The organism is Stutzerimonas sp. LR2 (genome assembly GCF_055755175.1).
The window spans coordinates 1-530 of the sequence record NZ_JBVTRR010000107.1; the positions used below are offsets into that span (position 1 = coordinate 1).

Annotated in this window: 1 protein-coding gene; it reads right to left on the reverse strand. The window is 43.6% G+C overall.

Annotation, left to right across the window (positions count from 1 at the left end):
* Positions 1-98 precede the first annotated feature (98 nt).
* Positions 99-530, reverse strand: a 432-nt coding sequence (locus tag ACVRRC_RS22300) for a FadR/GntR family transcriptional regulator (RefSeq protein WP_472997626.1), incomplete at its 5' end; no start/stop codon positions are given.

A 530-nucleotide genomic window follows, 5' to 3' on the forward strand; every position in this document is an offset into this window, starting at 1 on the left:
AGTCTGCGCAACCGCTTTATCAGTCATCCCAACAGGACTCGGCGTTTGTAACAATGTGCGTAATACATTTGCTAGATATGCTGTGTCGATCATGATGATTACCTATCTTCACTTAAAAAACGTTCTTGTAAGGTGGCTTGTAGAGCCAACATGGCGTGTTCTGCATAATCCATGTGCGCTTCCATGACCGCTTGTACTTTTTGTGCATCTTTGCGGCGCAAGGCTTCTATCAATTGGTATTGGTATTCAATACCTTGGCGTCTATCAACGGGTTCAGGTTTCAAATAAATATCTTTACAGACGGCTAAATCTTTCAGTAACCGCTGAAGAAAATGACAAATAAATACTAAAAGCACATTATCCGAATAGCTCGCGACAACCGTGTGGAAATCGAGCTCCGCCATCCGCTGTTGCCAACGCTCTTCTTCGTCAGCAGGTTCATGGTCGTAAATAGCGATGATTTCGTACAGTTTTTGAATGCCTGCATTATCGATTTTTTCCATCGCACTCACTGCCACAACAGGCTCCAA